General features: G+C 73.2%; 23 protein-coding genes. 15 read left to right on the forward strand and 8 right to left on the reverse strand.

Annotated elements, in window-relative coordinates; all coding sequences use genetic code 11:
- The first annotated feature begins 1 nt into the window (after position 1).
- From ACIA6T_RS22950 to ACIA6T_RS22960, 3 genes are all read left to right on the forward strand, one after another.
- Complete coding sequence (locus tag ACIA6T_RS22950) at positions 2 to 946, forward strand: peptidoglycan DD-metalloendopeptidase family protein (protein WP_399448316.1); 945 nt, start codon at positions 2 to 4, stop codon at positions 944 to 946.
- 205 nt (positions 947 to 1,151) lie between these two features.
- Positions 1,152 to 1,937 carry an SGNH/GDSL hydrolase family protein gene (locus tag ACIA6T_RS22955; protein WP_399448496.1) on the forward strand — a complete coding sequence of 262 codons (786 nt, stop codon included), beginning with the start codon at positions 1,152 to 1,154 and terminating at the stop codon, positions 1,935 to 1,937.
- A gap of 94 nt (positions 1,938 to 2,031) precedes the next feature.
- The gene (locus tag ACIA6T_RS22960) at positions 2,032 to 3,225 is read left to right on the forward strand and encodes an MBL fold metallo-hydrolase (protein WP_399448317.1); all 1,194 of its coding nucleotides are present in this window, start codon (positions 2,032 to 2,034) and stop codon (positions 3,223 to 3,225) included.
- A 425-nt stretch (positions 3,226 to 3,650) separates the two neighbouring features.
- Here the strand turns inward: ACIA6T_RS22960 and ACIA6T_RS22965 are convergent, their stop codons facing one another.
- The 4 genes from ACIA6T_RS22965 to ACIA6T_RS22980 form a co-directional block, all read right to left on the reverse strand.
- Entirely contained in the window at positions 3,651 to 4,118 is a 468-nt protein-coding gene (locus tag ACIA6T_RS22965) for a LysR substrate-binding domain-containing protein (protein WP_399448318.1), read from the reverse strand.
- A gap of 222 nt (positions 4,119 to 4,340) precedes the next feature.
- Positions 4,341 to 4,916 carry a GTP-binding protein gene (locus ACIA6T_RS22970; protein ID WP_399448319.1) on the reverse strand — a complete coding sequence of 192 codons (576 nt, stop codon included), beginning with the start codon at positions 4,914 to 4,916 and terminating at the stop codon, positions 4,341 to 4,343.
- A gap of 16 nt (positions 4,917 to 4,932) precedes the next feature.
- Positions 4,933 to 5,301, reverse strand: coding sequence for a DUF742 domain-containing protein (locus tag ACIA6T_RS22975; RefSeq protein ID WP_399448320.1), 369 nt, complete (start codon positions 5,299 to 5,301; stop codon positions 4,933 to 4,935).
- A gap of 88 nt (positions 5,302 to 5,389) precedes the next feature.
- The gene (locus ACIA6T_RS22980; protein ID WP_399448321.1) at positions 5,390 to 5,593 is read right to left on the reverse strand and encodes a hypothetical protein; all 204 of its coding nucleotides are present in this window, start codon (positions 5,591 to 5,593) and stop codon (positions 5,390 to 5,392) included.
- Positions 5,594 to 6,809: 1,216 nt separating this feature from the next.
- Between ACIA6T_RS22980 and ACIA6T_RS22985 the strand changes: the two genes are divergently transcribed.
- The 8 genes from ACIA6T_RS22985 (at position 6,810) to ACIA6T_RS23020 (ending at position 14,064) form a co-directional block, all read left to right on the forward strand.
- Positions 6,810 to 8,558, forward strand: a complete 1,749-nt coding sequence (locus ACIA6T_RS22985; protein ID WP_399448322.1) for a sensor histidine kinase — start codon at positions 6,810 to 6,812, stop codon at positions 8,556 to 8,558.
- 56 nt (positions 8,559 to 8,614) lie between these two features.
- A complete protein-coding gene (locus ACIA6T_RS22990; protein WP_399448323.1) occupies positions 8,615 to 9,049 on the forward strand; it encodes a roadblock/LC7 domain-containing protein in 435 nt (144 codons plus the stop codon).
- A gap of 2 nt (positions 9,050 to 9,051) precedes the next feature.
- A complete protein-coding gene (locus ACIA6T_RS22995) occupies positions 9,052 to 9,423 on the forward strand; it encodes a DUF742 domain-containing protein (RefSeq protein WP_399448324.1) in 372 nt (123 codons plus the stop codon).
- On the forward strand, positions 9,401 to 10,027 hold the full coding sequence (locus ACIA6T_RS23000) for a GTP-binding protein (RefSeq protein ID WP_399448325.1): 627 nt from the start codon (positions 9,401 to 9,403) through the stop codon (positions 10,025 to 10,027). Before ACIA6T_RS22995 ends, ACIA6T_RS23000 begins: the two co-directional genes overlap by 23 nt.
- A 58-nt stretch (positions 10,028 to 10,085) precedes the next feature.
- Positions 10,086 to 10,661, forward strand: coding sequence for a GAF domain-containing protein (locus ACIA6T_RS23005; protein WP_399448326.1), 576 nt, complete (start codon positions 10,086 to 10,088; stop codon positions 10,659 to 10,661).
- A gap of 184 nt (positions 10,662 to 10,845) precedes the next feature.
- A complete protein-coding gene (tdh, locus tag ACIA6T_RS23010) occupies positions 10,846 to 11,874 on the forward strand; it encodes an L-threonine 3-dehydrogenase (RefSeq protein ID WP_399448327.1) in 1,029 nt (342 codons plus the stop codon).
- Between the two features lie 48 nt (positions 11,875 to 11,922).
- Complete coding sequence (locus ACIA6T_RS23015) at positions 11,923 to 13,122, forward strand: glycine C-acetyltransferase (RefSeq protein WP_399448328.1); 1,200 nt, start codon at positions 11,923 to 11,925, stop codon at positions 13,120 to 13,122.
- A gap of 36 nt (positions 13,123 to 13,158) precedes the next feature.
- A complete protein-coding gene (locus tag ACIA6T_RS23020) occupies positions 13,159 to 14,064 on the forward strand; it encodes a LysR family transcriptional regulator (RefSeq protein WP_399448329.1) in 906 nt (301 codons plus the stop codon).
- 28 nt (positions 14,065 to 14,092) lie between these two features.
- Here the strand turns inward: ACIA6T_RS23020 and ACIA6T_RS23025 are convergent, their stop codons facing one another.
- The gene (locus tag ACIA6T_RS23025; RefSeq protein WP_399448330.1) at positions 14,093 to 14,854 is read right to left on the reverse strand and encodes an SDR family NAD(P)-dependent oxidoreductase; all 762 of its coding nucleotides are present in this window, start codon (positions 14,852 to 14,854) and stop codon (positions 14,093 to 14,095) included.
- A 141-nt stretch (positions 14,855 to 14,995) separates the two neighbouring features.
- On the opposite strand from ACIA6T_RS23025, the gene ACIA6T_RS23030 reads away from it, so the two are divergent.
- On the forward strand, positions 14,996 to 15,634 hold the full coding sequence (locus ACIA6T_RS23030) for a TetR/AcrR family transcriptional regulator (protein ID WP_399448331.1): 639 nt from the start codon (positions 14,996 to 14,998) through the stop codon (positions 15,632 to 15,634).
- A gap of 28 nt (positions 15,635 to 15,662) precedes the next feature.
- Complete coding sequence (locus tag ACIA6T_RS23035; RefSeq protein ID WP_399448333.1) at positions 15,663 to 16,247, forward strand: TetR/AcrR family transcriptional regulator; 585 nt, start codon at positions 15,663 to 15,665, stop codon at positions 16,245 to 16,247.
- Positions 16,248 to 16,251: 4 nt separating this feature from the next.
- Here ACIA6T_RS23035 and ACIA6T_RS23040 read toward each other — a convergent pair whose 3' ends face one another.
- A complete protein-coding gene (locus ACIA6T_RS23040; protein ID WP_399448334.1) occupies positions 16,252 to 17,259 on the reverse strand; it encodes an SMP-30/gluconolactonase/LRE family protein in 1,008 nt (335 codons plus the stop codon).
- Positions 17,260 to 17,420: 161 nt separating this feature from the next.
- Here ACIA6T_RS23040 and ACIA6T_RS23045 point away from each other — a divergent pair, with 161 nt between their 5' ends.
- Positions 17,421 to 19,208, forward strand: a complete 1,788-nt coding sequence (locus ACIA6T_RS23045) for a flavin-containing monooxygenase (RefSeq protein WP_399448335.1) — start codon at positions 17,421 to 17,423, stop codon at positions 19,206 to 19,208.
- A 139-nt stretch (positions 19,209 to 19,347) separates the two neighbouring features.
- Here ACIA6T_RS23045 and ACIA6T_RS23050 read toward each other — a convergent pair whose 3' ends face one another.
- Together ACIA6T_RS23050 and ACIA6T_RS23055 are read right to left on the reverse strand one after the other, a co-directional pair.
- The gene (locus ACIA6T_RS23050) at positions 19,348 to 20,517 is read right to left on the reverse strand and encodes a 4-hydroxybenzoate 3-monooxygenase (RefSeq protein WP_399448336.1); all 1,170 of its coding nucleotides are present in this window, start codon (positions 20,515 to 20,517) and stop codon (positions 19,348 to 19,350) included.
- 120 nt (positions 20,518 to 20,637) lie between these two features.
- Positions 20,638 to 21,393, reverse strand: coding sequence for an IclR family transcriptional regulator (locus tag ACIA6T_RS23055; protein WP_385053252.1), 756 nt, complete (start codon positions 21,391 to 21,393; stop codon positions 20,638 to 20,640).
- A gap of 536 nt (positions 21,394 to 21,929) precedes the next feature.
- Here ACIA6T_RS23055 and ACIA6T_RS23060 point away from each other — a divergent pair.
- A partial coding sequence (locus ACIA6T_RS23060) for a TetR/AcrR family transcriptional regulator (protein WP_399448337.1) occupies positions 21,930 to 22,628 on the forward strand: 699 nt, incomplete at its 3' end.

The following is a 22,628-nucleotide window of genomic DNA, read 5'->3' on the forward strand; positions in this document are numbered from 1 at the left end:
CATGCCCGCGAAGGGTAAGCACCGCCGTACCAAGGCCCAGCGTTTCACCCGCTCCATCGCCGTCGCCGGAACCGGTGGCGCCGCACTCGCCCTGCCGCTTCTCGGCGCCACCGGCGCGCACGCCGCGACGCCTCAGAGCGCCCCCGAGAAGGCCGTCCAGTCCCTTTCCGTCGCCGGCCAGAAGACCGTCGCCGAAAAGGGCGACGAGACCCGCACGTACACCGTGAAGGCCGGCGACTACCTCGCGAAGATCGCCGAGACGGAGCACGTCGACGGTGGCTGGAAGCAGCTCTACACGGACAACCGTGAGGCCATCGGCGACGACCCGTCGCTCATCCACCCCGGCCTGAAGCTCTCCGTCGACGGCGGGGCCGCCGCGAGCGCGCCGGAGAAGTCGTCCGCCCCGGAGGCCCCGGAGACCCCGCAGGCCTCGGAGCAGGAGGCCGAGAAGCCGGCGGAGCAGCCCTCCTCGGACGCCTCCGCCCAGACCACGAGCACCGACCAGGCCACGAGCACCGACCAGGCCGCGAGCGCCTCCGGTTACAGCTCCCCGGTGCCCGGCGGCGGTCTCGGCACCGCCTACAAGGTGGCCGGCAGCATGTGGTCCAGCGGCTACCACACCGGCGTCGACTTCGCCGTCCCGACCGGCACCTCCCTGAAGGCCGTCGGCGCGGGCACCGTCGTCTCCGCGGGCTGGGCCGGCGCGTACGGCAACCAGGTCGTCATCCGGCTCGAGGACGGCCACTACGCCCAGTACGCACACCTGTCCTCGCTCTCCGTCTCGGCCGGCCAGACCGTGACCGGCGGTCAGCAGGTCGGCCTCTCCGGCTCGACCGGCAACTCGACCGGCCCGCACCTGCACTTCGAGATCCGCACCACCCCGGACTACGGCTCGGACGTGGACCCGGTCTCCTACCTCCGCTCCAAGGGCGTCTCCATCGGCTGACCCCCGCGGCGACCCTCCTGACACGCACGCCGAAGGCCGGACCCCGATCCCCGGGGCCGGCCTTCGGCGTATTCCGGAATTGGCCAACATTTTGAGAGTGTCTTATCTCACCGCCCGTCAACCCTTCCTTACGGTCGCGTAGGTCACATTCGAAGGTGAATCATGAGCGGCTGTGGCAGACGATTCGAAGAGTGACAGCAGAGCAGTGATCGGGTCGTACGTGGCGGTGGGGGACAGCTTCACCGAGGGCGTCGGCGACCCTGGCCCCGACGGGGCGTTCGTCGGCTGGGCCGACCGGTTCGCCGTGCTTCTCGCGGACCTCCGCCCCGAGGGCGACTTCGCGTACACCAATCTCGCCGTACGCGGAAAGCTGCTGGACCAGATCATGGCCGACCAGCTGCCGAAGGCGGTCGAACTCGCCCCCGACCTGGTCTCGTTCTGCGCGGGCGGCAACGACATCCTCCGCCCCGGCAGCGACCCGGACGAGGTGGCCGAGCGGTTCGAGCGGGCGATCGCCGCGCTCACGGCCGTGTCCGGCACGGTGCTGGTGACGACCGGGTTCGACACCCGCGGCGTGCCCCTGCTGAAGCATCTGCGCGGCAAGATCGCGACGTACAACGGGCATGTGCGGGCCGTCGCCGACCGCTACGGCTGCCCCGTCCTCGACCTGTGGTCCCTCAGGAGCGTCCAGGACCGCAGGGCCTGGGACGCCGACCGGCTGCACCTGTCCCCGGAGGGGCACACCCGCGTCGCGCTCCGCGCCGGGCAGGCCCTCGGCCTGGACACCCCCGCCGACCCGGAACAGGCCTGGCCGCCCCTGCCGCCCCGCGGCACCCTCGACATCCGGCGGGACGACGTCCAGTGGGCCCGCGAGTACCTGGTGCCGTGGATCGGCCGCCGGCTGCGCGGGGAGTCGTCGGGCGACCACGTGATCGCCAAGGGGCCGCTGTCGCCGGACGACATCAAGGTACGGATCGCCTCGGTGGCGTGAGGGCCGTTCTCCCGCTCGCGGCCGTATCCGGCACCGCGGTGCCGGACGCGGCCGCTCATAATGGAATGTCTGACCGACTCCACTTGGAGGTACCGTGGCCGGTTCCCGTTCCCAGAGCTCCGGGCTGCGCGCCCTGCGGCCCGTGGCCTTCGGCGCGGACCCGAGTGGCGAGCGCATGGCGCGCATCCGCAGATCCCCGCACTTCAAGGACGGCGTGTTCCAGAATCCCGGGGGCGCCGCCCGGATCCGCCCGTCGGGGTCGACGCGGGACCTGGCGAAGACCTACTTCGACAAGGACTCCCGGTCCCGCCGTGCCCCCAGGGGCGCCGTCCCGGTGCACCCGACCACCCTGGCCGACATCTCCCGTCCGCCGGCCACCGGGCTGCGCCTGACCTGGATGGGCCATTCCAGTGTGCTCGCGGAGATCGACGGACACCGGGTCCTGTTCGACCCCGTGTGGGGTGAGCGCTGCTCACCGTTCCCCTTCGCCGGACCCAGGCGGCTGCACCCCGCCCCGCTGCCGCTGGCCGCGCTCGGCCCGGTCGACGTCGTCGTGATCTCACACGACCACTACGACCACCTGGACCTGCCCACGATCAAGGCGCTGGCCGGCACGGACACCCTGTTCGCCGTGCCCCTCGGCGTCGGCGCGCACCTGGAGCGCTGGGGCGTGTCCGCCGGACGGCTGCGCGAGCTGGACTGGCACGAGACGACGAAGATCGGCGGGCTCACCCTCACCGCCACCCCGGCCCGCCACTTCTGCGGCCGGGGCCTGCGCAACACCCAGCACACCCTGTGGGCCTCCTGGGTGGCCGCGGGCGAGGAGCACCGGATCTACCACAGCGGTGACACCGGCTACTTCGAGGGCTTCAAGGACATCGGCACCGGCCACGGCCCGTTCGACGCCACGATGATCCAGGTCGGCGCGTACTCGGACTTCTGGCCCGACATCCACATGACGCCCGAGGAGGGCGTCCGGGCCCATCTCGACCTGCAGGGCGGCGAGGCGGCCGGCGTGCTGCTGCCCATCCACTGGGGCACCTTCAATCTGGCGCCGCACGCGTGGGCGGAGCCGGGGGAGTGGATGAAGGACGCCGCCGAGGAGGCCGGCCAGGCGGTGGCGTTCCCCCGGCCGGGCGAGCCGTTCGAGCCGGCGGGGAAGGTGCCGGTGGAGGCGTGGTGGCGGGCGGTGTCCGGTCCGATCGCCCGTCCGTGGCGCCGTCCCCGGAGCGCTGAGGGTGTGGCCGGGACGAGCAGGGGTGATCTCGACCTCGCCGGCGAGCGGTGACGTCGGTCGCACTCTCGGCCATCGTCGGAGGCGGCATCCGGGCCGCGTCTGACATGTGGTCACAGAGACTGCCGCACCAAGGTGAGCTGGGCAGTCGCTTCGCAGCGGACGGCAAGTCCGTCGTACCTCGTGTCCACGTCGGGGGCCCGTGCCGGCGGACCGGTCCGGTGCTCGGCCCGCCGTCTGCGGTCCCGGAATGGTTCGGCGGGAAGCGGATTCCGCGCTCCTGCCATCTCGTGAGTCACCTCCACGAGGTTCACCGGGCGGTCGAGGAGGCCGTGTTGCTCGGGCTTGGGGCAGCCCTGGCAGCCGAGGGCCTTGGTCTTCGAGGGGTGCGGGACAGGAACGGCGAGGTCCTCGCTGCGGCGTGTGCGCAGGTGTTCGCGGTAGGGGTCGACGAGGCCGGGGCGGCGTCAGGGGCCGGGCTACCAGTTGCGGGCGGCGCGCCGGAGGGTGTCGCGTACTCGGAATACGTCGGGGTTGGCTTCGCTGCCGGGGCGCTGCACGAGGAGAAGGGTGTTCAGCGGCGGTTCCTCCGGTGCGTGGAGTGGGGTGAGACGGCCGGAGCCGAGGTATTCCCGACACAGTGAGCGGGGCCGCACGCTGGCGCCGGCTCCCGCGTTGACGGCGGACAGCACCGCGTAGAGGCTGGGCACGGTGACCGCCGGGGCGGTCGGGGACGGCGAAGCCGCGCGCCGCCAGGAGCGGGTGGATCTCGCCGATGGCGCGGGAGACCGTGGAGCGGGCCGTGCGGGAGCCCCGTGCGCAGGTGGACCAGAGTGACCAGCACCAGGTCGGCCCAGACCAGGTCGTGCTTCGGGCCGGCACCGACCGCCCGCCGCCGCGCAGCACCTCGCCGCGCACGCGGTGCCGACTCGCGCCGCGCCAGCCACGGGTCTGCCACGGGTCTGCCAACTCCTCGATCAGATCGCCGAGATGTGCACGGGAGACGCCGCAGAGGACAGGATGGGACAAGGCCGCACGGTCCCACTTCTTGGTCACACGCGAAGGACCCGTGCGGCCGCTGTCACGTCACGCCGTGGAAGACAGCCTCGCGGACCGGGGCGGGGCCGTGGCACCGGCGCAGTCCGGGCCCGTGACGCGCAGGGCAGGACCTATACCGTCGACCCGCGCGGGGTCTCGACCGCCAGGACGTGTTCGACCGCCTGGATCAGCGTCTCCTTGACCGAGGCGCGCAGGCGGGCGTCGCAGAGCAGGACCGGTACGTGCGGGCCCAGCGCCAGCGCCTGGCGTACCGTCTCCGCCGGGTACCGGCGGGCGCCCTCGAAACAGTTGACGGCGACCACGAACGGCAGCCCGCTGCGCTCGAAGTGGTCGACGGCCGGGAAGCAGTCGGGCAGCCGTCGGGTGTCGGCCAGGACGACCGCGCAGAGCGCCCCGGCGGCCAGTTCCTCCCACATGAACCAGAAGCGGTCCTGGCCGGGGGTGCCGAACAGGAAGAGCGCGAGACGGTTGTGGATGGTGATCCGGCCGAAGTCCAGGGCCACCGTGGTCGTGCCCTCCCGTTCGACACCCGACAGATCGTCCACGTCGATACCGGACCGTGTCAGCGTCTCCTCCGTGTGGAAGGGGAGGATCCCGCTGACCGTGGGGACCAACGTGCTCTTCCCCACCCCGAAGCCCCCTGCCACCAGGATCTTCGCGGCGTCCGGCAGCTCTGTCTGTGGCATGGCGGGCGTCCCGTACTCACAGGGCGCGCAGTCCTTCGCGTACTTCTCTGATCATCCGGACGCTGGGCCGCGCCGCCGGGTCGGCGGGCTGCCGCACCCGGATGTCCCGGGCGTTGAAGAGGTCTCCGGGCAGCACACGTACGACTCCCACCGGCAGGTTCATGCGCGCGGCCACCTCACCCACCGGGCGCGGGCTGCGGCAGAGGGCGAGGATCGCCCGGTGCTCGGGCTGCGTCTCCACCTCGTGCTGGAGGGTGTCGACCGTCGCGACCACGAAGGCCACCAGGTCGAAGAAGCAACCCTCGTCGCGGGTCCGTCCCCGCACCATGGCGTACGGGCGGACGACCGGGCCGGCCGCCTCGTCCACCCAATGCGCGCTGGTCATCGTGACTCGACCGACATGTGGAAGCCGAGGCGTTTGACCAGCATGGCCATCTCGAAGGCGACGACGCCGATGCCCGCGCCCTGGCGGGTCAGCGCCGTCGGATCTGGAGGGCTGTCACGGTTCGGCCGAGGGGCGTGGCGAGGTGGTTGCCGATGGTGTCGACGCGCGAGAGGGTCAGCGCGTTGCCGAGAGCCAGGTGGGCGGCGTAGCCGCAGAGCGCGGCCAGTGACACCAGCGGGAGCAGGAGGAGCGCGGTGAACTTGCGGCGGATGGACCAGCCCTGACGTTTCATTGAGGCCCTGTCGAGTAGCGCGGTGGCGCGGCTGCCGGCGAATGGATGAAGTACTTCCGCGACGCGGAGAGCGCCTTCTCCACGGCGTGAAGAGGGTGTGCGGCTCATGTGCGGGCCGAGTGGAAAGGGGCTCATGACCATGGCGGGATCTCCACGTCCTGATCATGCTGGAGCGGACCTGACGGGCTGTTATTTAATATTGTCCGACATTTTTGTTAACGCGGAAGGGTCCGCTGTCGCGCCGCTCGCGCGGAATGCGGCCCGGGTTCCGGTCGACGCCGTGACGGCGCTGCCGCCCCGCGTCCTTCGGGCACTCGAACGGTTTCGTTGCCGCGTCGGCCCCGGCCGGTGCGGGTTCCTGGCGGGGCCCGAGCGGTCCTGCGGATGACTGGTGACGGCGTGCGAGGACGGCGCCGACCGGTTCCGGCGCAACGTCCTGGCGCCGGCGGACCGCGGCTCCACGGTCCCGTCGTGCGGGCCCTCGGCGACCACTGACTGAACACCGTACGGCGTGGCGCAGCCTTCCTGCCCTGACCGAACGGTTGCGGAGAGTGATGCTCTGGCCGGAGGGGTGGGGTGCGGCGACGGCGGCCGGAAGTGTCCGACCCGCCGGCCCGGACGGTCGGCGGGCACGCGGACAAGGCTCGGGCGACCGGGAGCCCTTCTCCCTTCACGGATTCGCTGCGACCGCTTGTGACCAGCCCCGATCGCTCCTTGTTCACTCCCGATCCCTCGCTCGGGAGGGTTATCGGTCTGTCGTACGAAGCCTCATACCAGAGCGCGATGCTGTCCGCATGAGTTTGTCAACTGCCCACCGCACATGATGCGGTGGCGACTACGTTGAGTGTCGGTCGGGCGGCACCGCGGCACCTCATGCCGTAGGGCGCTTCTGCGTCGGAGGCCGCGTCCAACAGTCGGATCAGGGAGCGGGGACCGGTACGTGCAGCCACAAGGCGGACGAGGGAGTGGACGGGGCGAGGGACCCCGACGCCCGGGCCCGGCCGGTGTCCCGGGCCCGGCCGGTGTCCCGGGCCCGGCCGGTGTCCCGGGCCCGGCCGGAGCGCGAGGCACCGTCGGCACCACGGTCGTGGCCCGCGAGCCGGACCGCACCGATGCGAACCCCGCCGACGTCCGGGCCCGCCGGACCGGCCCGGCCGCCCGCGCGGACCGCCGTGCAGGCGGACGGCACGGTCGGCCGGCCGCACGGACCGCTCCCATGCCGCCCGAGGCGCCGATACGGCCCCAACTGCTGCGTCTCGCCGTGCTCCCGCCCGTGGCGGTGGCCCTCAGCGCCTGCGCGGCCGTGCTCTTCACCGTCCGCTCCACCGGGGTCCGGCCGGGCCTCACCCTGTGGGCCGTCCTCGGCGGCGCCGCCTCGGTGACGTTCGCCGGCATCGTCATCGCCGCCGTGGCCGCCGACCGCGCCGCCCGGTCCGTGCGCGACCGCATCGGCACGCTGCGCCGAAGCACCGCCCGGCGCGAGGCCGACCTGGGCGCTCTCGTCGAGACACTGCGCCGCGGCGACGCCCCGCCCCCACGCGGGCAGCGGGGCGAACAGGCCGATGCCCTCGACGACGACGCCGACTTCGACCTGCTCGCCACCGACCTCGCCCGCGCGCACGACGGGGCCGTCCACGCCGTCGTGCAGGCGTACCGGCTCTCCAGCCAGACCGGCAGCGAACAGAAGCTCGAGGTGTTCGTCAACCTCGCCCGGCGCCTGCAGTCCCTGGTGCACCGCGAGATCTCCCTCCTCGACGAGCTGGAGAACGAGATGGAGGACCCCGACCTGCTCAAGGGGCTCTTCCACGTCGACCACCTCGCCACCCGCATCCGCCGCCACGCCGAGAACCTCGCCGTGCTCGGCGGGGCCGTCTCCCGGCGGCAGTGGAGCAACCCGGTCTCCATGACCGAGGTGCTGCGCTCGGCGATCGCCGAGGTCGAACAGTACTCACGGGTCAAGCTCGTGCCGCCGATCGACGGCACCCTGCGCGGGCACGCCGTCGCCGACGTCATCCACCTGCTCGCCGAACTCGTCGAGAACGCCACGGTGTTCTCCGCCCCGCACACCCAGGTGCTGCTGCGGGCCAACCTCGTCACCTCCGGGCTCGCCGTCGAGGTCGAGGACCGCGGACTCGGCATGCCCGTCGGCGAACAGGACCGGATGAACGCGCTGCTCACCGACCCCGACCAGGTGCATGTCGCCAGCCTGCTGGCCGACGGCCGGATCGGCCTGTTCGTGGTCTCCCAGCTCGCCAAGCGGCACGGCATCCACGTACGGCTCCAGAGCAACATCTACGGCGGGGTCCAGGCCGTGCTCGTGGTGCCGCAGGCACTGCTCGGCACGGAGCCGGGGACCGCCGGCGGCGGACAGGGCGCGGCACCGCAGCCGCACGACCGCGGCACCGGCGCCGCCCCGACGGCCCGTCACATGTCCGTCGTACCGGCTCCCACGGACGTTCCGACGCCGGACGGAGGGCAGGCGCAGGCACCCGCGGCACCCCTCACGCCCGCCGTCCCACCGCCCTGGCCCCCCGCCCGGCCCCCGTCACCCGCCGGTGACGCACCCGCCCCGCCGCTGCCCCTGCGCGGCGCCCGTGAGATGCGCCCCGGCCCCGCCGAGGCCGTACCCGGTGTCCACCACGCCGACCGGGACGACGCCCTCACGGACCACGGGACCCCGCCCCTCACCCCGCGCGGCGGCGCGGTGCGCGGCACCATGGGCAGACCCCGGCTGCCCCGCCGCCGCGCCCAGGAGCACATCGTCCCGCAGCTCCGCGACGGCCCCGCGCCCCGCCAGGACACCGAGTACGTCGCCGGACACGACCCCAACCTGATGGCCGCCTTCCAACGCGGCGTCGGCCTCGCGGAGTCCCGGCAGGAGTCCCCCGCCACACCGCGGCCCGCCCTGCCCGCACCCCCCACCGACCACCCCGCCCGACACGGCGGGAGCACGCCCGCCGGATGACCGGCACCACCCCCAGCGCTCCCGCAGACCTTCCTACCCCAAGGAGTCGATCCACCATGGCGAGCGATGCGCCGACCGCCCAGGTATCCGACCTCGACTGGCTGATGAGCGGCCTCGTGCAACGCGTACCGCACACCAGCAGCGCCGTCCTGCTGTCCTGCGACGGACTGGTGAAGTCCGTGCACGGCCTCGACCCGGACGCCGCCGACCACATGGCCGCCCTGGCCTCCGGCCTGTACTCCCTCGGCCGCAGCGCCGGCGTCCGCTTCGGTGACGGCGGCGACGTCCGCCAGGTCGTCGTCGAGCTCGACTCGGCCCTGCTGTTCGTCACCACCGCCGGCTCCGGCACCTGCCTCGCCGTCATGGCCGGCCGCGAGGCCGACGCGGCGGTGCTCGGCTACGAGATGGCGATGCTGGTCAAGTCCGTACGGCCGTACCTGATGACCGCTCCCCGCCAGCAGGGCGTCGAACCGCCGGCGATGAGGCATTGAACGTGACGGCGGCCGGTGACGGGCCCTGGCTCGACGACGCGGCCGGACGGCTGGTGCGCCCCTTCACGGTCAGCGACGGCCGCACCCGTCCCACCGTCGCCCTCGACCTCATGTCGCAGGTCAGAGCCACCGGCGCCACCCCCTTCGGCTATCTCGGCCCCGAGCACGCGCAGGCCCTCGACCTGTGCCGCGCTCCCGTCCCGGTCGCCGAGGTCGCCGCCCATCTCAGGCTGCCGGTGGCCGTCACCAAGGTGCTGCTGGCGGACCTCGTCGACTGCGGGGCGCTCACCGACAAGCCCCCCGCGTTCCACCACAACCCGACGGACCGGGCCCTTCTGGAGGCAGTGCTCGATGGACTACGACGACAGCTCTGACCACGTCGACGGCGCGGACCACGACGACCCGTTCCCCACCGCACTCAAGATCCTGGTGGCGGGCGGGTTCGGCGTGGGCAAGACGACCTTCGTCGGCGCGGTCAGCGAGATCGCGCCACTCAGCACGGAGGAACTCCTCACCACGGTCAGCGCCGCCACCGACGACCTCGACGGCATCGAGAACAAGGTCGAGACGACCGTGGCCATGGACTTCGGCCGCATCACCCTCGACGCGGAACACGTGCTGTACCTGTTCGGCACCCCCGGCCAGGAACGGTTCTGGTTCATGTGGGACGAGCTCTGCGAGGGCGCGCTCGGCGCGGTCATACTCGCCGACACCCGGCGCCTGGAGGAGTGCTTCGCGGCGGTCGACTTCTTCGAACAGCGCGGTCTCGGATTCGTCGTCGCCGTCAACGAGTTCGACGGCGCCTTCCGCTACGACCCCGGGGAGGTGCGCGCCGCCCTCGACCTTCCCGCGGAGATCCCCGTCGTCCGCTGCGACGCCCGGATCTCCAGTTCCGGCGTCCAGACCCTGCTGACCCTGGTCCGCCACCTCATCGCCCACACCCCGGCCGTCACGACGGGGTATGGCGCCCACATGTGATCCCCGCACACCCTCGGAGCCCCTGTATGACCTTCCCCCATGACCTGGGAGCCCGCCCATGAGCTACGACCCGCCCCGCCCGGCAGGTCGTCTGCTGCTCACCCCCGAGGACGGCCAAGCACCGGAGCGCGCCCGCAGACTGCGCCGGCTGGGACTGGGGGAGCACCCCGAGCCCGCGCTCGACGCCTTCGCGTACGGCCTCGCCGAGCTCACCGGCGCGCCGTACGCCATGGTCAACCTGCCCGGTGAGAAAGGGCAGTTCTTCGCGGGCCTGCACATCCCGCCCGCCGCACCGTTCGTGCGTGGCGACGGCACCGGCGCCCTGCTGGGCCGGGTGCTCCCCCGTGACCACGGTTTCTGCCCCCATGTGATGGCCCGGCGCAGGGCGCTGGTCCTGGAGGACGTGAGCGACTACCCGCGGTTCGCGGGCAACCCGGTGGTGGACGAGTTCGGCATCCGCTCCTACCTGGGCGCGCCGCTCATCGACGGCACCGGCATGGTGCTCGGCACCGTGTCGGTCACCGACATCCAGCCCCGCGCCTGGGGACAGCCGGGGCTCGCCGCCATCAAGGCACGGGCCGCGGATCTCGTCGTACGGCTGGAGCGCCGGGAGGACGACGGGCTGCCGCTGTGACTCCGCGCGGCACAGGGCCGGACGGGTGACGGTGTGAAGGAAAGCTGTGGCCGCGCTTAAGAAATCCTCGATGGACCGGTGAGGGTGTCGTACGGCAGATTGCAGTGCGATTCCACCCCTCTTCCCGACCGGGGCCGCTTCGGCGTGCCCGCGGGCCGGGACCCGATCCTCAGGAGCCGTAGCGTTGAAGGCGCTGGTCAAGGAGAAGGCGGAGCCCGGCCTGTGGCTCACGGACGTCCCGGAGCCCGCCGTCGGACCCGGCGACGTGCTGATCAAGGTGCTGCGCACCGGTATCTGCGGCACCGACCTGCACATCCGGTCCTGGGACGGCTGGGCCCGGCAGACGATCAGCACCCCGCTGGTCCTCGGGCACGAGTTCGTCGGCGAGGTCGTGGAGACCGGCGGGGACGTCACCGACATCAAGACCGGTGACCGGGTCAGCGGCGAGGGCCACCTGGTGTGCGGCAAGTGCCGCAACTGCCTGGCCGGACGCCGCCACCTGTGCCGGGCCACGGTCGGCCTCGGCGTCGGACGCGACGGCGCCTTCGCCGAGTACGTCGTGCTCCCCGCCACCAACGTCTGGGTGCACCGGGTGCCCGTCGACCTCGACGTCGCCGCGATCTTCGACCCGTTCGGCAACGCCGTGCACACCGCGCTGTCCTTCCCGCTCGTCGGCGAGGACGTCCTGATCACCGGCGCCGGTCCGATCGGTCTGATGGCCGCCGCGGTCGCGCGGCACGCGGGCGCGCGCAACGTCGTGATCACCGACGTCAGCGAGGAGCGCCTGGAGCTCGCCCGCAAGATCGGCGCGACCCTGGCGCTCAACGTCGCCGAGTCCACCATCGCCGACGGGCAGCACGCCCTCGGCCTGCGCGAGGGCTTCGACATCGGCCTGGAGATGTCCGGCCGCCCCGAGGCCGTGCGCGACATGATCGCCAACATGACGCACGGCGGCCGGATCGCCATGCTCGGCCTGCCGGCCGAGGAGTTCCCGGTCGACTGGGCCCGGATCGTCACCTCGATGATCACCATCAAGGGCATCTACGGCCGTGAGATGTTCGAGACCTGGTACGCCATGTCGGTGCTGCTGGAGGGCGGCCTGGACCTCGCCCCCGTGATCACCGGCCGCTACTCCTACCGCGACTTCGAGGCCGCCTTCGAGGAGGCGGCCGGCGGCAGGGGCGGCAAGGTCATCCTCGACTGGACCGCGTAAGCCATCCGCTGGACCGCGTAAGCCATCCGCCTCTCTGGGAGCTTCAAGATGTTCGACTCCGTGCGCGACGACCTGCGCGCCACCCTCGACGAGATCCGCGCCGCCGGACTGCACAAGCCCGAGCGCGTCATCGGCACCCCGCAGTCCGCCACCGTGAACGTCACCGCCGGCGGCCGTCCCGGTGAGGTGCTCAACTTCTGCGCCAACAACTACCTCGGCCTCGCCGACCACCCCGAGGTGGTCGCCGCCGCCCACGAGGCCCTGGACCGCTGGGGCTACGGCATGGCCTCCGTGCGCTTCATCTGCGGCACCCAGGAGGTGCACAAGGAGCTGGAGGCGCGGCTGTCGGCGTTCCTCGGCCAGGAGGACACGATCCTCTACTCCTCCTGCTTCGACGCCAACGGCGGCGTCTTCGAGACCCTGCTCGGCCCCGAGGACGCGGTGATCTCCGACGCGCTGAACCACGCGTCGATCATCGACGGCATCCGGCTCTCCAAGGCCCGCCGCTTCCGCTACGCCAACCGCGACATGGCGGACCTGGAGCGGCAGCTGAAGGAGGCCGCCGAGGGCGGCGCGCGCCGCACGCTGATCGTCACCGACGGCGTCTTCTCCATGGACGGCTACGTGGCCCCGCTGGACGAGATCTGCGACCTCGCCGACCGGCACGGCGCCATGGTCATGGTCGACGACTCGCACGCCGTCGGCTTCGTCGGCCCCGGCGGGCGCGGCACGCCCGAGCTGCACGGCGTCATGGACCGGGTCGACATCGTCACCGGCACCCTCGGCAAGGCGCTCGGCGGCGCGTCCGGCGGCTATGTCGCCGCCCGCGCGGAGATCGTCGCCCTGCTGCGCCAGCGCTCCCGCCCGTACCTGTTCTCCAACACCCTCGCCCCGGTGATCGCCGCCGCCTCCCTGAAGGTCCTCGACCTGCTGGAGTCGGCCGACGACCTGCGCGTCCGGCTGGCCGAGAACACCGCCCTGTTCCGCCGCCGGATGACCGAGGAGGGCTTCGACATCCTCCCCGGCGACCACGCCATCGCCCCGGTGATGATCGGCGACGCCTCCCGCGCGGGCCGCATGGCGGAGCTGCTGCTGGAGCGCGGGGTGTACGTGATCGGCTTCTCCTACCCCGTGGTGCCGCAGGGCCAGGCCCGCATCCGCGTCCAGCTCTCCGCCGCGCACTCCACCGAGGACGTCGACCGCGCGGTGGACGCCTTCGTGGCGGCGCGGGCGGAGCTCGACGCCTGAGCGGAACACACCGAGCGATTTGAGACAATCGCATCCATGATCGAGGCACGGCGGCTCCACATCCTCCGTGCGGTGGCCGACCACCGCACGGTCACGGCGGCAGCCGCCGCGCTCCATCTGACCCCCTCGGCCGTCTCCCAGCAGCTCGCCGCCCTGGAGCAGGAGACCGGCCACCGTCTCGTCGAGCGCGGCGCCAAGGGCGTACGGCTGACCCCGGCCGGAGAGATCCTGCTCGGCCACACCAACGCCGTCCTCGCCCAGCTGGAGCGGGCCGAGGCCGAACTGGCCGCCTACGGGGCGGGGGAGGCCGGCACGGTCACGGTCGCCGCGTTCGCCACCGGGATCGCCCAGGTCGTCGCGCCCGCCGTGGCCCGTCTCGCCGGGGCGGCGCCCGGCATCCGCATCCGGGTCCAGGACGCCGAGGGCGACGCCAGCCTGCTGATGGTCCTGGACCGGCAGGTCGACGTCGCGGTGGCGGTCGAGTACCGGGGGGCGCCGCCCGCCGACGACCCGCGACTGGCCCACGTACCGCTGTACGCCGAACCCTTCGACGCGGTCGTCCCCGTCACCCACCGCCTGGCCGACCGCGCCGAGGTGCCGCTCGCCGAGCTGGCCAAGGACCCGTGGATCGGCCCGTACCCCGGCAACCCCTGCCACGACGTGGTCGTGCTGGCCTGTGAGGGCGCCGGCTTCCAGCCCCGCCTGGAGCACTCCTCGGACGACTTCCGCGCGGTGGTCGCCCTCGCCTCGGCGGACGTCGGCGTCGCCCTGGTGCCCCGCTCGGCGCTGCGCGGCACGGACCTCACGGGCGTGGTCGTCCGCCCGGTCGACGGGGTGGCCCCGACCCGCCGCGTCTTCGCCGCCGTACGCCGCGGCGCCGAGGAACACCCGCTGATCCGCCCGGTCCTGGACGCCCTCCGCGCGGCGGCCGGGGAGGCGTAGGCCGGGAGGGCCCGGGCCGGCGCGGGGGTCACACCGCCGACCAGCCGTCGTCCACCGGCAGGATCGCCCCGTTGATGTTGCTCGCCGCGTCCGAGGCGAGGAACAGGATGGCCGCGGCCTGCTCCTCGGGCCGGGCCAGGCGGCCGAGGTTGACGAAGTGGGGGCCGAGCGCCGCGGGGCCGTGGGCGGCCGGGTCGGCGTTCACCCCGATGTTGGTGGCGGTGCCGCCCGGCGCGATGGCGTTCGCGCGGATGCCCTGCTTGCGGTACATCACCGCGAGGTTCCTGGTCAGCCCCACGACGCCGTGCTTCGAGGCGGTGTAGGCGGCGCCCGCCGCGCTGCCGCGCAGGCCCGCCTCGGAGGCGGTGTTGACGACGACGCCCTTGCCGGCCGCCAGCATGTGCGGCAGCACGGCGCGGGTGAGCAGGAAGGGCGCGGTCAGATTGACCCGGAGGACACGCTCCCACTCCGTGTCGGTCACGTCCGCCAGAGCCGTCATCCCGTCCATGATCCCGGCGTTGTTCACCAGGACGTCCACGCCTCCGAGGTGTTCGGCGGCGGTCCGCGCCACCCGGTCCACGACGGCCTGGTCGCCCAGGTCGCCGGTGACGGCGACCGCCGTGCCGCCGTCCTCCTCGATCGCCTGGACCGCCGACGCGGCGCCCGCCGCGTCGAGGTCCGCGACCAGGACCCGGGCGCCCTCGGCGGCGAAGGCCAGGGCGGCGGCCCGGCCTATCCCCGACCCGGCTCCGGTGACGATGACGCGGCGTCCGTCGAATGTGCCGGCCATGAAGCTCTCCTGTTCCTCACGTGGGGCTCCGACCGCCCCGGACGGCACCACCGTACGACTTTATGTCTCTGAGTGACATGAAATCGTGGGGGAAGATCCTCCGAGAGCTCGATCACCCGCTCACCGGAGCCGGAGGAACCGATGACCGCACCCCGTGGCCGCACCGGACGACCGCCCCTGACCGAGGCGCGCAGAACCGAGATCCGGAGGGAGATCGCCCGCGCGGCCGTGGAACTGTTCGTCACCCAGGGCGTCACGGCCACCACCGGCGAGCAGATCGGCCGGGCCGTCGGTCTGTCGGCGCGCACCGTGTGGCGCTACTTCCCGAGCAAGGAGAGCTGTGTGACACCGCTGTTCTCGGAAGGCATCGACACCCTCGCCGTCTTCCTGCGGGAGTGGCCGTCCGGGCAGCCCCTCGACCAGGCCATGGACCGGTGGCTGGCGGCGGGGCCCGGCGTGGCCGGCGGGCCCGACCAGGACACCGTCGGCGCCCTGGTCCGGCTCACCCGGACCGAACCCGGACTGCGCGCCGTCTGGCTCCAGGCCTACGACGAGGCCGAGCCGGCGTTCGCCCGCGCCCTGGCCGGGCGGGCCGGACTGCCGGCCGACGACCTGGGCGTGACGATCCGTGCGGCGATGTTCAACGCGGCCCTGCGCGCGGCCGTCGAGCACCACGCCTGGCGCGGCGAGCACGCGCGGGGCGAACGCGAGGCGGCCGAGGCCGAGTTGGAGGCGACCCTGCGCCGGGCGCTGGCCGTCGCCGCGGAGGGGATCGGATAGGGCGGCGGCTCCCCGTTACGCTGTCCGGATGACCGAGCACGCCACGTCGGAAGAGCGGAGGCCCGCGAACCGGGGGCCGCGGGCCGCCGCCGGCAACCGGGCCGCCCTGGTCGCCGCCGCCCGGGAGATCTACGCGGCGCACGGTCTGGACGCCCCGCTCTCCGCGATCGCGCGCCGGGCCGGCGTCGGGCAGGGCGTGCTGTACCGGCACTTCCCCGACCGGGACGCCGTCGCGGCGGCGGTCCTGGAGGAGAACGTGCGCCAGATCGAGCAGGCCGCCGCCGCGCAGGACGCGACCCCGGGCGGGGTGCTGGGCGTGCTGACCTGGCATCTGGCGCAGTCGGCGGCCTTCATAGGCCTCCTCCACGCCGACGGCGCGAGCGGTCGCCTGTCCGCCCACGCGTACGCCCAGGACCTGTCCGAACGGGTCGAGCGCGCCCTGCGCGGGTGCCTGCCGGACGGCCACCGCCTGACGGACGACCTGATGCTGGCCGTCGCCATGGTCTCCGGAGCCGTCACCGGCCCCACGCCCGAGACGCGTGAACACCGGGCGCTGGCGGCCTGGCGGCTGCTCGGCGTCCCGGTGGGGCCGGTGCGGCCCTTCGAGGGCTGAGCGCTCAGCCGCCGTTGGACTGCCGGATGCCCTCCGCGAGCGCGTCGAAGGTGTACAGGTACCCGCCGGCGGGTCCGCTGACGGTCATGTACGCCTTGGTCCCGCCGGGCGTGATCGCCACGTTGGTCGCCGACTCGAGTCCCTCGGCGCGGGCCGGCACCTCCACCGTCGCGAGGCGTTCGCCGTACCGGTCGTAGACGGCCATCGCGGGCCGGCCGTGCAGCGCCTGGTACAGGTTGCCGTCCGCGTCCACGGCGATGGAGTCGGTCTGCGCGATGCCGCCGTCGACGCGGACGGCCGTGTGCCGGCCGGTCGTCCCGGCCCGCTGGACGACGGGGAGGTAGGAGATCCGGTTCTCCGTCAGCTCACTGATCCACAGCCCGCGGTAGTCCACGTCGAACGAGATGCCGTTCGTCGCGGCGAGACCGTCGGCCAGGACGGTGACGTCCTCGCCGTCCCGGCCGACGCGCACCACACGTCCGCGCTTCTCGCCCTCGGACAGACCGAGGGAGTCGCTGACGTACAGGTTGCCGTCCCGGTCGAAGGCGATGTCGTCGGGCCGCATCCGGGCGCCGTCGACCTCGCCGGTGAAGAAGGTGCGCCGGTCGCTTCCGTCGGGGGTCAGGGAGACGATCTCGCCGTGGGCGAAGTCGGACAGGTAGAGCCGTCCGTCGTACGGGCTGAACTGGGCCGAGGTGTACGCCCCCCGGTCGTCCGTGAAGACCTTCCGCACCGTCTTCTTCCGGACATCGACGCGCAGCACCTTCGGCTCTCCGGCGGGCGCGGTGACGTCGACGACGGTCAGCCCGCCGTCCTCGCCGAACACCGGACCCTCCAGCAGGGTCATCCCGGTCTCCTCGTGGACCGTGGTCAGCCGCATGAGCTGGTGGGCGGTGACGGTCCGGTGCGCGGCGGTGCCGCCGGGGGTGTACCGGTCGCTGCCGCATCCGGTCAGGGCCAGCGCGCCGAGCGCGGCCAGCACGGCAAGGGATCGGTTCCGAAGTCGTCGCATGGGGGTCACTTCTTCCTGTCCGAAGGTCGTCGTGCCCCCGAACCCTAACCGGACAACACTGTCCGGTTGTTGCTACGGTGCGCCAAGGCCGTTCGTCCCCAAGGCGGTTCGCGCGGTCGTCCGGCCCCGGCAGCAGACGGAGAGAAGCGAGGTCCCCCCACATGACGTCCCCTCACACGCCGGCCCCCGACGAGCTCGCCGCGCTGCGACGGCGCTACCGCCGCGAGCGTGAGCGGCGCGTACGGCCCGACGGCCTACGCCAGTACCTCGGCGCCGACGCCGAGTTCGGCTTCTACGCCGCGGACCCGTACGGGGGAGAGGTGACGGAGCGCGAGCCGCTGCGCGACACCGTCGACGTCGCCGTCGTCGGCGGTGGTTTCGGCGGCATCCTCGCCGGGGCGCGGCTGCGTCAGCAGGGCGTGGCGCGGGTCCGGATCCTCGACAAGGGCGGTGACTTCGGCGGCACCTGGTACTGGAACCGGTACCCGGGCGTCCACTGCGACATCGAGTCCCACGTGTACCTGCCGATGCTGGACGAGACCGGATACGTACCGGAGTGGAAGTACTCCCCGGGCGAGGAGATCCGGCAGCACGCGATGCGGATCGCGCGGCAGTACGACCTCTACGCGGACGCCCTGTTCTCCACCACCGTCACCGAGCTGACCTGGGAGGAGAGCTCCCGCACCTGGATCGTGGCCACCGACCGCGGCGACAGGTTCCGGGCGACGTACGTCGTCACCGCCACCGGCACCATGACCGAGCCGAAACTGCCCGGGACACCCGGCGTCCAGGACTTCAGGGGGCACACCTTCCACACGTCCCGCTGGGACTACGCCTACACCGGCGGCACCCCGCAGGGCGGTATGACCGGACTCGCGGACAAGCGCGTGGGCGTCGTCGGCACCGGCGCCACCGGCGTGCAGGTCATTCCGATGCTGGCCGAGGACGCCCGGCACGTTTATGTCTTCCAGCGCACCCCCTCCACGGTGGACGTGCGCGCCAACCGCCGCACCACGGCCGGGGACGTCGGCGCGGACCGCGCGGGCTGGGCCCGCGCACGCCGGGAGAACTTCCTGCGCATCGTCTCGGGCGAGACGTCCGACGAGGACCTCGTGGCGGACGGCTGGACGTCGGCGGCGGGCCTGCTGGAGAAACTGCTGCCGAGCTTCCGCCGCCCGGACGACCGGGAGGCCTTCGAGGCCGCCTACGAGATCGCCGACGCGACGAAGATGAACGAGGTGCGGGCCCGCGTCGCACAGGCGGTCACCGATCCGTCGACGGCGGAGACGCTCAAGCCCTGGTACCGGTACGCCTGCAAGCGCCCCACCTTCTCCGACACGTACTACGCGGCCTTCGACCGGAGCAACGTCACCCTGGTCGACACCGCGGACACCCACGGCATCGAACGCGTCACCGAGGACGGGGTCGTGGTGGGCGGCACCGCGTACGCACTCGACTGCCTGATCTTCGCCACCGGGTTCGCCGTCGGTGTCTCCGGCGTCCACTCCGGCAAGCTGCCCGTCCACGGCCGGGGCGGAATCCGGCTGCTCGACGCGTGGGCCCGCCACGGCATCCGCACCCTGCACGGCTTCACCGCCAACGGCTTCCCGAACCTGATCCAGATGGGTTCCCTGCAGAACGCCAGCAGCGTCAACTTCACGCACGTCCTGGACGAACAGGCCGTGCACGCCGCCGCCCTCGTGGCGGCGGCCGAGGCCGAGGGCGCCCTCGTCGAACCGTCCCGCGAGGCGGAGGACGCCTGGATCGCCACCCTGGCCGAGGGCGCCCCCGACCACGAGTGGTTCCACGCGGAGTGCACCCCCGGCTACTACAACCGCGAGGGGCGCGGCCGCCCGGGCGGACCGACGGCCTATCCGCACGGCGCCCACGCCTTCCACGAACTCCTGCGCCGCTGGCGGGAGGAGTCCATGGACGAGGCGCTCGCCTGACGCCTGACGAACGCACGGGAGCGGCCGGCGGACCGGGCGTCCGGGCCGTACGGCGATCAGCGCGTCGACCGCTCCTGTGCCGTTCGGCGACGGCGTCCGGGCCGTTCCGGCGGCCTCGGCGCCCCGGCCGCCCCGGTGGTCACCCGAGCGGCCAGCCGGTGTAGCCCTCGGCGAGGTACGCGCGGCCGGCGTCCGACTCGACGACCGAGCGCAGCTCGCCGATCTGGCGCATGTGGTCGAAGTCGCTCGCCCCGGGCTGCGGATGCAGCATGTTCGTCATCCACCAGGAGAAGTGCTGTGCCTTCCAGATGCGCTTCCGGGCGGTGTCGGGGAAGGCGTCGAACAGGGACTCGTCCCCGTCGAGCAGCAGCGCGCGCAGCGCCTCGGTGAGGACGACGACGTCGGCGACCGCGAGGTTCATGCCCTTGGCGCCGGTGGGCGGCACGGTGTGGGCGGCGTCGCCGACGAGCACCACCCGGCCCCGGCGCATCTCGTGCGCGACGAAGCTGCGGAAACGGAGCACGTCCCGCTGGAAGATCGGGCCCTCGTTGAGGGTGGTGCCGGGGACGCGCGACCGCAGGATCTCCCACAGCTGCTCCTCGGTGTACGCCCCGGGGTCGGTCGCCGGGTCGCACTGGAAGTACATGCGCTGCACACCGGGGCCGCGCCGGCTGATGAGGGCGAAGCCGTCCGGCGAGTTGCTGTAGATCAGCTCCTCGGCGCTGGGCGGCGCCTCGCACAGGATGCCGAACCAGGCGAACGGGTACTCCCGGAAGTAGCCGCCGTGGGTGCCCGTGACGGCCTCGCGGGCCACACCGCGGGAGCCGTCCGCGCCGATGACGACATCGGCCTCGATCTCGACGGCGTCACCCCCGGCGTCCCTGGCCACGACACGCGGCCGGTCCGTCTCCGCGTCCTCCACGCGCTCGGCGGTCACTCCGAAACGGAGGTCCTGGCCGGCGGCGAGGCGCGCGGCGACCAGGTCCTTCAGCACCTCGTGCTGCGGATAGAGCCACACCGCCCGGCCGACGGTCGCGGCGAAGTCGATCCGGTGGCCCTCGCCGTCGAAGCGCAGCTCTATGCCCTCGTGCTTCTGCCCGACCGTGAGAACCCGGTCCGAGGCCCCCGTCTCGCTGAGGACCTCGACGGTGCCCTGCTCCAGGATGCCGGCCCGGATGGTGGTCTCGATCTCCTCGCGGCTGCGGGAGTCGATGACGACCGACTCGATGCCGTGGCGGCCGAGCAGATGGGACAGCAGCAGACCGGCGGGGCCTGCTCCGATGACGGCGACCTGGGTGCGTACGGGCATGTCGTCTCCTTCGACGGCCGACGGGGTGGCAGGGAGTCTGGCGCCGGTCCGCCCCCGTTGACGACGGCTCTTCCCATTGAACGGGAACCGGATCTCCTCGACGCGCGGTCCGGCCGGTGGTCACGGGCGGCGCGCGCCGAGCGCCGCCGAGATGCCCGCGGCGGCGGAGCGCAGCACCTCGGCCACGGGACCGGTCGGCGTGTCACGGGGGAGTACGACCGACAGCGCGGCGATCACCTGCCCGCGCCCCTCGCGCACCGGCACGGCGACGCCCGTGGAGACGGCCTCGACCGTCCCCGGAGCCACGACCACGCCGTCACGCCGGATGCCGGCCAGGACCCGGCGCAGCAGTGCCGGGTCGGTCACGGTCTCCGGCGACACCGCCTCCAGCGGCCCGGCGAGGACCCGCTCGCGCAGTTCCTCCGGGCCGTGGGCGAGCAGGACCAGCCCCGACGACGAGGCGTGCAGGGGCAGCCGCCCGGCGATCCGGGTGATGTTCGCGCCCGCGTGCGGATGGGACAGACGCTCCACGAAGAGGGTCTCGCCGTTCTCCAGCACCGCGAGCTGGGTGTGCTCCCGGACCCGGGCCTGCACCCGCTCCATGAACGGCAGTGCCGCCTGCCGCAGGCGCAGGGCGTGGGAGCCGCGCAGCGCCAGTTCCCACAGCCGCATGCCCAGACGCACCCGCTGCTCCTCGTCCCGTTCCAGCAGCCCGCACTCCACGAGATCGGCCACGATCCGGTGCGCCGTGGACGACGGAAGCCTCGCGCGCCGTCCGATCTCCGACGCCGTCTGCACGGTCCGGTCGGTGTCGAACGTCTCGAGGACACGGACGATCCGCTCGGTGACCGTCTCCCCGGACCGTGAGTTCGCCATCGTCCGTCCTTCCGGGCTGGTTCGCGGCATGCCGCCGTGACGAGTATCGGGGCGGTGCTCCCTCCCGCGGGGCACCGGCGCCGGACTTCACGCCGCCGGTGCCGAGGAACGCCTCGTCCGGGAGCGGGAACACCACGAGCGGGCGACCGCGACACGCCCCCGCCGCCCGAGGAGTTCCGGCCGCGCCTCCACGCGACGGCCGCCGGCCAGCCGGAGCGGACGGTCGTGGCGGACGAACCGCTCGACCCGCGCCGGCCGGTCCCGCCGCCGTCCGGTCCGGTCCCGCCGCTGCTCCGCGTTCGGCCACTGCTCCGTGTACCCCTCGCCCGCCCACGACCGTCCCGGCGTGACCCGGGCACCTCGGCAGGAGCGCGGGCCGTGCCGCCTTCGAGCCGTCGTACGCGCCGTGGTCCCGCTGCTGCCCGAGCGCCCGTGCTGTCCGCCCGTGGCCCGCGCCGCCCGCCCGGCCGCCCGCCGGGCAGGGGCCGGACGGAGGGAATTTTGCATGACGTGCATCTTTGCATAGCATGCAAGGTATGTCGGAGAAGGGTGCCGCGCAGGGCGGACTGCGGGAGCGGAAGAAGCGGGCGACACGCGCCGCGCTCGCCGAGGCCGCCGTGCGGCTGGCCGCCGAGCACGGTGCGGAGAAGGTCACCGTCGAGGCGATCAGCGCGGCGGCCGGAGTGTCCGTGCGGACCTTCTTCAACTACTTCGACACCCGCGACGACGCCTTCGTCGTGATCGACGCGGAGGCGGGCGCGCGGATGCGGCAGGCCGTGCTCGACGCGCCGGCCGAGCTCTCCCCGCTCCAGGCCCTGCGCGAGGCCCTGGCCGCGGAACTCGCCGAGGCGGAGCAGCAGCACGAGCTGTGGCGGCTGCACGCCCAGGTGGTGCACGCCTCCCCGCACCTGCTGGTCCGCACGCTCGGCGCGCACATGGCGGACGAGACCGGACTGGCCGAGGCCATCGCCGCGCGCATCCGCGCCGGCGGGCCGACGGCGTCCGTGTCCCCACCCGCCTGCGCACCCGCCTGCGCACCCGCCTGCGCGACCGACGAGGAACGGCGCGGTGCGCTCGACCTCTACCCGCGGCTGCTGGCCGCGGTGGCGGGCACCGCGGTGGGGGGGGGGGGGGGGGGGGGGGGGGGCCGGCGGCCCGCGCGCGGGGGGGGGGGGGGGTGGCCGGGGGGGGGGGGGGGGCGGCGGGGCCGGGGGGGCGGGCGGGGCCCGGGGAGT

This window comes from Streptomyces sp. NPDC051740 (assembly GCF_044453165.1).
Lineage (GTDB): Bacteria > Actinomycetota > Actinomycetes > Streptomycetales > Streptomycetaceae > Streptomyces > Streptomyces atrovirens.

What these genes read in the sequence shown, in the direction of transcription:
- ACIA6T_RS22950 (WP_399448316.1), top strand. Translation starts at nt 2, where the DNA reads ATGCCCGCGAAGGGTAAGCACCGCCGTACCAAGGCCCAGCGTTTCACC.
- ACIA6T_RS22970 (WP_399448319.1), bottom strand. Translation starts at nt 4,916, where the DNA reads ATGCCACAGACAGAGCTGCCGGACGCCGCGAAGATCCTGGTGGCAGGG.
- ACIA6T_RS22975 (WP_399448320.1), bottom strand. Translation starts at nt 5,301, where the DNA reads ATGACCAGCGCGCATTGGGTGGACGAGGCGGCCGGCCCGGTCGTCCGC.
- ACIA6T_RS22980 (WP_399448321.1), bottom strand. Translation starts at nt 5,593, where the DNA reads ATGAAACGTCAGGGCTGGTCCATCCGCCGCAAGTTCACCGCGCTCCTC.
- ACIA6T_RS22985 (WP_399448322.1), top strand. Translation starts at nt 6,810, where the DNA reads ATGCCGCCCGAGGCGCCGATACGGCCCCAACTGCTGCGTCTCGCCGTG.
- ACIA6T_RS22990 (WP_399448323.1), top strand. Translation starts at nt 8,615, where the DNA reads ATGGCGAGCGATGCGCCGACCGCCCAGGTATCCGACCTCGACTGGCTG.
- ACIA6T_RS23000 (WP_399448325.1), top strand. Translation starts at nt 9,401, where the DNA reads ATGGACTACGACGACAGCTCTGACCACGTCGACGGCGCGGACCACGAC.
- ACIA6T_RS23005 (WP_399448326.1), top strand. Translation starts at nt 10,086, where the DNA reads ATGAGCTACGACCCGCCCCGCCCGGCAGGTCGTCTGCTGCTCACCCCC.
- ACIA6T_RS23015 (WP_399448328.1), top strand. Translation starts at nt 11,923, where the DNA reads ATGTTCGACTCCGTGCGCGACGACCTGCGCGCCACCCTCGACGAGATC.
- ACIA6T_RS23020 (WP_399448329.1), top strand. Translation starts at nt 13,159, where the DNA reads ATGATCGAGGCACGGCGGCTCCACATCCTCCGTGCGGTGGCCGACCAC.
- ACIA6T_RS23025 (WP_399448330.1), bottom strand. Translation starts at nt 14,854, where the DNA reads ATGGCCGGCACATTCGACGGACGCCGCGTCATCGTCACCGGAGCCGGG.
- ACIA6T_RS23030 (WP_399448331.1), top strand. Translation starts at nt 14,996, where the DNA reads ATGACCGCACCCCGTGGCCGCACCGGACGACCGCCCCTGACCGAGGCG.
- ACIA6T_RS23035 (WP_399448333.1), top strand. Translation starts at nt 15,663, where the DNA reads ATGACCGAGCACGCCACGTCGGAAGAGCGGAGGCCCGCGAACCGGGGG.
- ACIA6T_RS23040 (WP_399448334.1), bottom strand. Translation starts at nt 17,259, where the DNA reads ATGCGACGACTTCGGAACCGATCCCTTGCCGTGCTGGCCGCGCTCGGC.
- ACIA6T_RS23045 (WP_399448335.1), top strand. Translation starts at nt 17,421, where the DNA reads ATGACGTCCCCTCACACGCCGGCCCCCGACGAGCTCGCCGCGCTGCGA.
- ACIA6T_RS23050 (WP_399448336.1), bottom strand. Translation starts at nt 20,517, where the DNA reads ATGCCCGTACGCACCCAGGTCGCCGTCATCGGAGCAGGCCCCGCCGGT.
- ACIA6T_RS23055 (WP_385053252.1), bottom strand. Translation starts at nt 21,393, where the DNA reads ATGGCGAACTCACGGTCCGGGGAGACGGTCACCGAGCGGATCGTCCGT.